Annotated in this window: 7 protein-coding genes; 3 read left to right on the top strand and 4 right to left on the bottom strand. The window is 71.6% G+C overall.

The window, feature by feature from the left end:
• Positions 1–1904: 1904 nt before the first annotated feature.
• The gene (locus ACIQI7_RS38685; RefSeq protein WP_401119505.1) at positions 1905–3494 is read right to left on the bottom strand and encodes a replication-relaxation family protein; all 1590 of its coding nucleotides are present in this window, start codon (positions 3492–3494) and stop codon (positions 1905–1907) included.
• A gap of 707 nt (positions 3495–4201) precedes the next feature.
• Here ACIQI7_RS38685 and ACIQI7_RS38680 point away from each other — a divergent pair.
• Both ACIQI7_RS38680 and ACIQI7_RS38675 read left to right on the top strand, forming a co-directional pair.
• Complete coding sequence (locus ACIQI7_RS38680) at positions 4202–5071, top strand: replication-relaxation family protein (protein ID WP_401119502.1); 870 nt, start codon at positions 4202–4204, stop codon at positions 5069–5071.
• Positions 5072–5112: 41 nt separating this feature from the next.
• Positions 5113–6099 (top strand): hypothetical protein, encoded by a 987-nt coding sequence (locus ACIQI7_RS38675; RefSeq protein WP_401119499.1) that lies wholly within the window; start codon positions 5113–5115, stop codon positions 6097–6099.
• Between the two features lie 278 nt (positions 6100–6377).
• Here the strand turns inward: ACIQI7_RS38675 and ACIQI7_RS38670 are convergent, their stop codons facing one another.
• A complete protein-coding gene (locus tag ACIQI7_RS38670) occupies positions 6378–7499 on the bottom strand; it encodes a hypothetical protein (RefSeq protein WP_401119497.1) in 1122 nt (373 codons plus the stop codon).
• Between the two features lie 391 nt (positions 7500–7890).
• Between ACIQI7_RS38670 and ACIQI7_RS38665 the strand changes: the two genes are divergently transcribed.
• Positions 7891–8205 (top strand): hypothetical protein, encoded by a 315-nt coding sequence (locus ACIQI7_RS38665; protein WP_401119494.1) that lies wholly within the window; start codon positions 7891–7893, stop codon positions 8203–8205.
• A gap of 31 nt (positions 8206–8236) precedes the next feature.
• Here ACIQI7_RS38665 and ACIQI7_RS38660 read toward each other — a convergent pair whose 3' ends face one another.
• Positions 8237–8923, bottom strand: coding sequence for a DUF402 domain-containing protein (locus ACIQI7_RS38660; protein ID WP_401119491.1), 687 nt, complete (start codon positions 8921–8923; stop codon positions 8237–8239).
• A gap of 66 nt (positions 8924–8989) precedes the next feature.
• Positions 8990–9211, bottom strand: coding sequence for a hypothetical protein (locus ACIQI7_RS38655; protein WP_401119489.1), 222 nt, complete (start codon positions 9209–9211; stop codon positions 8990–8992).
• Positions 9212–10110: the final 899 nt, after the last annotated feature.

Raw genomic sequence — 10110 nt, 5'->3', positions numbered from 1 at the left:
GCCCCGGAGCGGGGGCCTGCGGCCCTCGGGAGACGCCGGTGCGCCTCCGGTCCGGCCCGAGCCTCCCCGGCCCCGGTGGCGACCCCTCACAGGCGCCCCGCACGGCGGTGGCTGACGGGCCCTCAACCGCAGACTTCGGACCCGAATCCGAAACGTATCCGGCGGCGTTTCCCCGGCTTCCCCACGGCTCTATAGTACCGGTTCCCAGGGGCACAGGGACGGGCGAAGGGAGCAAACAGACAACCTCGCGGCAACCGTCCATCCCGGCTCTATCCGGCCGCACTCCCGGCGGTAATTCGAATTCCCTCCGACCCTTTTCACACGGCAACCCGAAGCCCCTTTCGATGCGCAGCGGCAAGGAATCGAATTCGGGCACGCTGGAAAGGGGCCTACGGCCCTCCACGCCGACACGGCGACCGCCCTTCCAGGCGCCCAGGAAATCCCGCCCAGCATCAACCGAGCAATTCCCGGGGCGGCGACACCGAACCGAACACCGGACCAGGACGGCGGCCAGGACGGGCCACCAGGGCCACCAGGGCACGGGCCAGGACGGCGCGGCCAAGCCGGGCGCAGCGGAACGGCCTGGCGGCCGACCAGGGGCGCAGCAGCGGGGCGCGGCACCGGGGCGCGGCACCGGGCCGGACGGCGCGGGCGAGCAGCGGGAACCCGCCGAGGCCGGCGGAAGGGCAGCGGAGTACAACACGGCACCGCAACACACCCGCCCGCCCCCGCTCCCGGCCACATAACGCCTGGTCAGACCCGCAACACGGCCCCATGTTGCAGCCCAGCGCAACACCGCGTTGCACCCGCCACCCACCACCCGGCCGCCCGCCACCGGCCGCCGAGCACCACCACCACCCGGCCGCCCGCCACCGGCCGCCGAGCACCACCAGCACCAGGCCGTCGAGCAGGCCGGCCTCCTCGACGCCCGACGTCCTCGCCGTACCCGGCCGCCCCGGACAACGGCCCCCGGCACGGCGGCCAGGACGACCGGCACCTGGTGGTCGGCGACCCCAGCAACGGCCGATCCCCGGCAGTCCGGCGCCCCCGGACCGCAGTCCGCCCCGCGGCTGTCGCGGGGGGGCTGTCGCGCCCCCACCACACACAGGGAAAACCCGGTATCCGCCCACGTCACACCACACGACAGCACCCCACCGCGACAGCCAACGCGACAAGGGGGCGCGACACCCCCCACTGCTCTCCAGGCGCCACCACAGCGGCCTCCACAGGCGGCCTGACGGCCACCCAGCCGCCCAGCGAAGGACGCAGCCTCGGGCACGGCCAGCACGGCGGCGCAGCGCGGCCCAGACGGCCGCCCCGGACGGAGCGGGGCCTGGACGGCGGGCCCGGGACGGCGGCACAGCACCACCCGGCGAACACGACCAGGACCGGGCACAGCACCAGGACAGGGCGCAGCGGGACGGCGGGGCGGCACCGCCAAGCCGGACGCAGCAGGACGCAGCAGGACGGCCTGGCGGCCGACCAGGACGACGGCCGGGCCCAGCAGCAGGCGGCAGCCGGGCACCCCGGGGCGGGAAGCCGCCCAGACCGGCGACCCGGACGGCGGCCACCGAGAAGCACCCAGCCCGACCCCGCCAAACCGAACACCAACCCCCCGCCACCACCACACCACCGCAATACCAACCCGAATCCACACCACACCCGGCAGCCAATCCGCCAAAACAACCCACCGGAATTATCGGCCGAATTCACCCCCCAAAAAAAGCCCACAACACCCGGCCCACCCCCGCACAAGGCCGACCCGCCCCCGACCTCACCCGCAAACCACACACAGTCACCAAACCCCGACCACAGCCACCCCCACCCACACCGCCAACAGGTCCAACCAAAGGTCCAGACAACACGGCAGGAGAGGCCATTTCACGCCCAACAACACCAACAGGTCACACACGGCGGCCCTTCGCCGGGTAGAGCTTGGCGTGCAGCACGCGGTCCTCCCACCAAGGGTCATCCGGGGCGGAGATCAGTGCGGCCATCTGCTCGCGCTTGGTCGGGACGGGCAGCACCAGCGGGCCCAAGCCCTCGGCAGCGCGAGCCTGTCCGCACTGCGGGCACTCCAGCCGGTCCGGGGTGGCCTTCTCCCGCAGCTCCAGCTTCGAACCCTCCTTCCCGCCGATCGAGCCCCCGCACGTCCAGCACGGGCGCAGCGCGGCGTTGGCCGTACGGGCAGCCTCCAGCTGTTCTTCGGCCTCCCGTTCCAGGCGCTCGGTGTGTTCCTGGTGGCAGGACCAGCAGCGGCCGCCCGGGCGGCGGGTCCACTCGCGGCTGCCGTACACCCAGGTGGTCTCCTCCTCGGGGACGTCGCCGCAGTCGATGCAGACCAGGGAGTCCATCAGCTCCTGGTGGACCCGTTGCTGCTCGTCCTCGCGGGCGGCCTGGCGCAGGTCGTAGGCGGCCCGGTTGTTCGGGTTCTCCAGCGCCTCGGTGAGGGAGTGCCGGCCCGAGCGGCCGAAGCGCCACCACACCGGCCCGAGCGGCCCGTGCTCGGCCAGCAGCTGAAGGGTGGTCGCGATGATGGGCACGGCGTCGTCGTACTCGCGCCAGCCGTCGTCGTTGTAGTCGCGGACCTCCCTGCACCACCGGCCGCGCCAGCAGTCGGCGGACAGGTCCGCGACGGCCTGCTGCCGGTTGGCCAGGGCGACGGGTCCGGCGTCGGTGACGACCAGGGCGACCGGCGGGTACCCGGGCCGGGTGTGGCCGGGCCAGGTGCGGCGCCACCAGTGCACCGTACGGTCGGCCGGCTCCTGCTCGGCCGGCGCGGGGTCGGTGCTCTTCACCTTGGTGCGGAACAGCTCACGGTAGGCGGTGAACTTCGCAGCGACGCGCTCCGGCGCCATGGTGGAGCGGTCGACCTCGACCATCAGGACCGGCACCCCGATCTGAGGGGCCTGCCACACCCCGTCCGGGCGGACCTTTCGCCGGCCGCCCGGCAGCAGGAACTCGACCTCGGTCGCCCAGTCGGTCACGGTGCCGACCCCGCCCGCGGCCCCGGGCGCGGTGCCGCCCCGTACGAAGGCGAGTACGGTCTCGTTGACCGCCATCACGTGCTGGGCGCCGGAGCGGCCGGCTCCCCGGGCCGTGGAGCCCATGTCGGCGCGGGGCAGGCCGAGCACCTGCCCGGCCGCCTCCAGTCCGGCCGTGCCCTCCAGCCGCCAGGTCTTGTGCCGGTTGCGGGTGTTGCCGTCGGAAGCGACCAGGCCGTGCAGCGCGAGATCGCGCAGCGCCTGCCGGATCACGGTGTTCGACGCCGCCCCGGGGCGCAGCAGCCGCTGGAGCTGATCGGCGGTGGCGACCTTGAGGACGCCGAGCGCGCCGAGGACGTCGGCGCGCAGCGCGGTGGTCGAGCCGTTCGGGTTGGCGGCGCCGCGCCGGTACGCGGTACGGGCCGGCCGGGACGGCGGCAGCGGCGGTTCGACGACGTCGGCCTGGTCGTCGTCCTGGTGGTCGTGGTCGGGGCGCTGACGGGTGCTCACAGGCTTCTCCCGGCGGTCGTGGTCGGCTGCTGCCTTCGAGGGATATCCGGCGCTTCCGACAGCGGCCAAGCCCGTTCCCGACCCGCGTGCCGCACCCTCTCCAACCACCCCTCTCCGGCCCCCGCCGCCACCCCCGACCAGCGAGCGGCCGGCACCAGCCGGACGTGAAAAAAGGAAAGGCCCACCGCAGGTGCAACAACCCGAACCGACCAACCGACAACGCCACAACCACAAACCAAAACCAAAAGCAGAAAGACGGGAGAAGAGGGTTGTCGGAATCCCGGGGCGGCCCGGATTCTGGCGCTGAGCTGGGCGGATTCGCCTCCCGGGCGCGAGGTGGCCGGTAGGGGCAGTGGAGGGGGAAACGGCAGGGGGAACGGAAGCGGTCCGGCAAACTCACCAGGGCCACCAAGGTATCGGTGAGTTTCCTTGATGGGCCATCAAGGAAACTAACCAGGCGCCTTGATGGTCATTCCAGCAGGTCAGAGGCTTGACGATCAGGCCGCCGGGGGCCCCGAGGTCGGGACCGGTTGGCGGACTGGATTACGGACCGCATTTCGGACCGGTTAGAACGCGGGATACCTTGATGGCGGGAGTTATCAGATCGTTATGAACTACCAACCTTGATGGTGAGAAATCCGGTGAGTTTCGTGGGGTTCCATTCTCCGAGCACGGGATAAGCCCGTAGTTCGGAAGGGAGCACATTCGTGCACGGGGATCTGGAGACCGACCACGACGTTCTGGTCACACTTCACCGCTTCACGCTGGCGACCGCCGAGCAGCTCCACCAGCTGCATGGCGGAACCGCCCTGATCAAGCAGACCCAGAAGCGGCTGACCCGCCTGCACGCCGATGGCCTGGCGGACTTCGTGACCCTGCCGCAGGCCGGCCGGGCGAAGGCCTGGCACCTCACCGCCCAGGGCGCGGCGGTGGCGGCCACCTTCCCCGAGGCCCGTCGCCCGAGCGCCGCCCAGGCGCTGGACGGTGAGCAGCTCGCCGTACGGCACGGGCGCGAGCACCTGCTCGACGTCGGCCGGATCCACGCCGCCTTCGTCGCCGACGCCCGCGCCCGCGGCGAGGCCTGCGGCCCGCTCGACCTCCTTCCCAACTCGGAGCAGTCGGTCGCCGGAGGTGGGGTGTACCGGCCCGCCGCCGAGCTCGCGTACACCGCCGGCACCGGCGAGGAGCGGCACCGGCTGCGGGCGTTCGTCGAACGGCACCGCCCCGGTGTCGGTGCCGAGGAGACCGCGGCGCAGCTGGCGGCCTGCGCCGCCCTGTGGGAGCAGTCGGGTCCGGGCGGCCGGGGCCGGGCTTGGGAGCGGCGCTGGCGGTCCTTCCCGCGGCTGCTGGTCGTCCTGGTCGGCACCGCGGCCTCCGGGGTGCGCTCAGCGGTGGCAGACCTGCGCCTGGCCGCCGAGGAGAACCCGGCCGTCGCCGAGATGCTCACCGCCGTCCCGGCCGGCGCCGCGCGGATCGAGGACCTCATCCAGCGCGGACCGTCCGCACCCATCTGGCACCCACTCAGCAACGGCGGGCGGGCGTGCGGGTGGACAGAGCTGCCGAGTCGGGTGCAGTAAACCCGTGCTCTGGTGTCAGCCGAGGTCGCTACATTCTGTGGATGACCTCAGCTGACCACATCCTGGCGCTCGTACGCACCGCGCTGGACGAGTTCGACGACCGTCCGCTGTCCGTCTCCGTCCGTCGGGCTGTCCGCATCGCCAGCCTCGTCGGCGATACGGAGGTCGCGATCCGACTTGGCTACGAGCTGCGTCCGTCAGCCGGCGACCCGAGGGCGAACGCCAAAGCGACCAAGCGTCTGATGGCGGATCCCTCCTCCTGGGGATCGATGGATGGGCCGGCTGCGGCTGCATTGCGCGAGTACCTCAACGACCGGTCCATGAACATGAAGGATCCGGAAGCGCTGATCGCCGGACACTCGCTCGAGGAGATGGAGTACCTGCTGCAGCTGTCCGAGGGCGAGGTTGAAGGTCCCTCGGTGCGACCGGACCTCCTCGAGAGGACGATGATGCTCCGGACCATCCGCGACTTGACGCGGCACCGAACGTTCACGTACCTGTGCGAGTGGGAGCGCCGCTTCAACTACAGCTCCATCAACGACACCATCTTCGGGAACTACAAGACACTGGTGGACCGGCTCCTGAGCACCGGTGTGCCGGGATTGGTCGAGCAGTTCACGGCGGTGTACCGGCGCCTGAACGAAGCCGCGGCCAGCGATCCGGAGCGGCCGGTCACCGAGGAACTCGCCCAAGCGATCACGACCTGTCGCCGCATACTGGAATCCGTGGTCGACCACGTGCTCCCGGCCCAGGACGAGCCGAGCGCAACCGGCCACAGGCTCGACCAGTCCGCCTACCGCAACCGGCTCTTCGAGTTCATCAAGCGGGCGAACCAGAGCGGCAGCACGGCGGAGATGACGGTCGCCCTCACCGAGGGCCTCCACGACCGGTACACCGCCGTCGGCAAGCTCACCAACAAGGGCGTCCACGCCACCTTGGCCCTGCGGGCAGCGAACCTGTGCGCGCTCAACACCTACATCGTCTGCGGCGAGATCCTCCAACTGAAGGACGAGGTCGAGAAGCCCTAACGGTGCATGCGGTGCAGCCGTGGGAACGGCGGTGGCGGGCGTTCCCACCGCCGTCGGCGCGGCCGCGGCGGACCTACGGCTGGCCGCCGGGGAGCACCCGGCCGTCGCCGAGGTGCCCACCACCGTCCCGGCCGGCGCCGCCCGGATCAAGGACTTGGTCCAGCGCGGACCGGCCGCCCGGTCTGGCGTCCGCTCGGCGGCCGGTGCCGACGAGCGGGCGGGTGGACGGAGCTGTAGACGGCGGGCGGGAAGCGGCGAATGCAAGCCCGGACGGCTGGCTACCTCCCGGCCTGGACGCATCGAGCAGGGTGTTGGCCAGCCTGGCGGCCATCGGCAGGTCCACGGGGCGCGACCGGTGCTACGGCCGGCGTCCTGGGCAGGGCGATGCCGTGCGCCTGGGCGGTCTTCCCCGGGCGCAGGGTCCATGGCACCGGGCTGGTGGCCGTGAGCCACTCGTTCGCAAGAAGTCGCTGCACGATGAACAGGGACAGCATGCGCTGGCTGTGCCTGGGCAGGCTCTGCGGGTTCCAGCCCAGGCTGGCGCAGAGCTGGCTGTGCGAGGGGCCGTGTCCGTGCTCGGCCCGGAAGGCCACAGTGAACCCGGCCGCGAGCGGGCCGCGGGCCGGGTGCGACTCCTTCCACCTGCCGTAGAGCTTGGCGGTGTGGTGGGAGATGGCCAGAGAGCCAGGCGGGACCGTGAACGCTTCCGCGACCCGTTCGGTGGCCAGCGCGCACAGGGCGCAGGACTCGACGGCCTCGACGTGCCTCCGCAGGGCGGGCGTGGCCGAGTCCTTCCACCGCTTCCACGCGTCCACGTCGAACCGGGGCGACGGTGACAGGGGAGGCACGCCCTTCTCCTCGTCGGTCCGGGGACGCATGCCCGACAAGTGACGGACCAGGGGATCGAGGCTGTAGCGGTCCTCGGACAACGCGGTGAGGAAGCCCTTGTGCAGGAGGTCCGGGACGGCTGCCCGGCATGCCGACGGGAGGTCAGGGGGAATCCGTCCGCTCAGCCGGTTCGTGCTGTGCGCGGCGAGGAATAGGCCGGTCAGCCGCGCGGTGGGCGGGAGCTTCTTGAGCGGCTTCGCGGTCAGGGTCCGCGTCGTCCATCCGGACACGCGCGAACGCATGGTCTTCCCGAAAGGAAGCGGGTGATCCGCCCTGGGAGCCAGATCGGGGACGGTCACGGCCACCGGCGCCGTGGGATCGCCGTCCAGCAGCACGTCGTCCACCTGCCAGCCCACGGCGCGAAGGGCGTCAACGGATCCGCGCGCATCGGCAAGCCTCAGCGCCGACACGTCCGTGCCGGTGAGGTTGCCCACGCCATCACGGGCGGCCCGAACAGCCACCACCACAGCGAGAAGCTGCGCCTCGGGGTCCGGCAGGGGCAATGAGGACACGTATCGCAGGAGCGTGCGGGCTGCCGCGCCTTGGTCGGTGGTTAGGAGAAAGGGCGCCGGCTGGGGCTTGCCGACCGGAGCGGCGCCGGTGCCGCTGGGGCTGGATGCAGGCTGTGGCACGACAGCCCAACGCTCGCCGACTGCTGCGAGTCACTGTCCGCGCCTCGTTCGGCGTAGACGGGCGCCGGCCCCGGCCGTCGTCGGGAAGCCGGCTCGAGGCCATGCGCCCGGAGGCCGGCGGTAGCGACGACGACCAGAACGCGCTCGGCCAACACCGTGGCCTGGGAGGCCCCGGTGCTGCACGGCCGTCTTCGTCCAGACCCCACAGCCAGGCACCGATCGGCGGGGCGCAGCCGTATCGCGGATCCGGTCGCGCGTACGATTCCCTCCCGTGGGCAAGCAGCAGAAGACCTTCGAGTATCCCGACCGCCTGATCGAGGCGCAGCGCGCGCTGGAGGCCGTGCAGGCCGAGCGCCGGGCCCACCTGGCCGCGCTGCCGGCTTTCACCGGTGACCTGGAGGCGGCCCGCGAAGGGATCGCCGAGGAGGTGCTGGCGGAGTCGGCGCGCCTGGAGGAGGCCGAGCGGCAGGCCGCCCACGCGGTGTGGGCGGATGAGTTCTGGGCGGGGCTGTCGGGCGAGGACCGGGTCGCCGCCCGCAGCCGGCTCAAGCACGTCGGCGAACCAGCGCAGGGCGCGGCCGCGTAGTCCGACACCGGGAGCCGCGCGCCGCTGCCCGTCACGCCCTGTAAGGCACCATCGAGGGGGTCGCTTCGTCGGCGCCGGACGGCAGGGTCGGCAGCGGCAAGGCCGGGTCCGGCTCCCAGCGGGGCCAGCCGGCCGCGAACGGCCCGGCCTGGTCGTCCAGCATGCCGATCGCCCGTCCGCGGGCCCGGTCGATCTGACCGGCCGTGTAGTCGTCGACCACCCCGAGACGGCGCAGCTGCGCGTACTCCTCCTGGTCTTTCCAGTGGTGTCCGGAGAAGTCGGGGGTGACGACGAGGTCGAGGGCGAGGTCCATGGTGTCGATGCCGAGGCCGGGGCGGCGCTGGTAGGGGCGTTCGAAGTTGACGTACCAGCGCAGCGGTTCCCTGGTGACGGCGTCCTGGAAGCAGTGGATGGAGAACCACTCGCCGGCCAGGAAGTGGGAGCGCACCTCAGTGTCCTGCCAGCGGTGGTGGCCGAGGGTCCAGGAGCCGGCCGCGAGGTCGGCGAGGGCCTGCTTGCGGGCGGTGTCGTCGCCGGTGGCGAGCGAGGTGATCCAGGTCGTCGGGGCCAGGCTCTCGATCCCAGGCCAGGAGGCCAGCGTCAGCACGTGGCCGTTGTCGTCGACCACACGCTGCGGGATTGCGGTCCACACCCGGCCAGCGTGGACGTCGCGGCGCACCACGGTGGTGCCGGGCTGGAACAGGCTGGTGTCGGTCACGGGGACAAGCCTTCCCGGCGACAGGGCCGGAAAGTCCGCTCGAAGGTGTGACGGCGACGGGCGCGATCAGAGATACTGCCTCAGCCAGTCGGGCATGCTCGGATCGTCAAGTCCCCAGGACCCCTCGACCGATTGGTCCTCATCCCAGATGTTCTCATCGCCGTCGAAGAACTTCTGTCGGTGGCACTTGTACTTGACGACGGTGTCCCCTTCGAGCCTGTACTCGTTCCAGTAGTAGTTCTGCTTCCCGTGGCCCGGCCATTCCTGGGTCGTGTAGATCGTCGTCATGAAGTCGGAGTGTAGACGGGTAGTTGCGGGCGTGGAGGCGCCACTGCCGTACGCGGGCGAGTATCAGAATGTGGCCGTGGAGAACAACGAAGTGCCGTTGTCCGGCGGGCGTATCACCCCCGGCGTGGTCAGGGTCGGCAGCACCGTCCGGCGGCTGGCCAGCGCATCGTCGCCGTTCGTCGCCGCGCTGCTTGGTGACCTCCAGCGAGCGGGCTTTGCCGGCGCTCCGCGCCACCTCGGGTTCGACGCGGCCGGCCGCGAAATCCTGAGCTACCTCCCCGGCTGGGTGCCCGCCCGGTTTCAGCGCTGGAGCGACCCCCAGGTGGCCGTGGCCGGTTCCCTGCTCCGCTCCTTCCACGACGCCACCCGCGGCAGTCGCCTGGCCGGTCGGCATCCCGTGGTCTGCCACCACGCCCCGGGGCCGAACAACACGGTCTTCGCCGACGACCTCCCGGCCGCCTTCATCGACTTCGACACCGCCGCCCCGGTGATCCCATCGAAGACCTCGGCTATATGGCGTGAACCTGGTGCATCTCCTCCAATCCCAGCGCTCCGCCCGCCACCGTCCAGGCCGCACAGGTACGCGTCCTCGCCGACGCGTACGGGCTCGACGCCACCTGCCGCTCCCGCCTCATCGATGCCGCGCTCGACCGCCAGGCCCGCAACGCCAGGTGGTGGCGCAGCCACCTCGCGGGCCCGTCCCCGCGCGTCGCCGACGACCACACGATCGCCGGGCGCATCCGGTGGTCTGAGAGGGCGTTTGCTCCTCACACGGGCTGAGGTGTGGGGATTTCGGTCCCCGATCGGCCGGTTCCCGGAGTGGCTGACGAGGCGTGTGTGAGGGTCGGGCGTGCTGGTGTGACCAGCACGCCCGACCTATCCGTGTTGCTCCTGTCTCA

The sequence above is a fragment of the Kitasatospora sp. NPDC092039 genome (genome assembly GCF_044756065.1).
In the GTDB taxonomy this organism is placed as follows: Bacteria; Actinomycetota; Actinomycetes; order Streptomycetales; family Streptomycetaceae; genus Kitasatospora.
Note: the sequence above shows the minus strand (reverse complement) of the source record. Positions and strands in the feature narration are given on the sequence as shown.

What these genes read in the sequence shown, in the direction of transcription:
- ACIQI7_RS38655 (WP_401119489.1), bottom strand. Translation starts at nt 9,211, where the DNA reads ATGACGACGATCTACACGACCCAGGAATGGCCGGGCCACGGGAAGCAG.
- ACIQI7_RS38675 (WP_401119499.1), top strand. Translation starts at nt 5,113, where the DNA reads ATGACCTCAGCTGACCACATCCTGGCGCTCGTACGCACCGCGCTGGAC.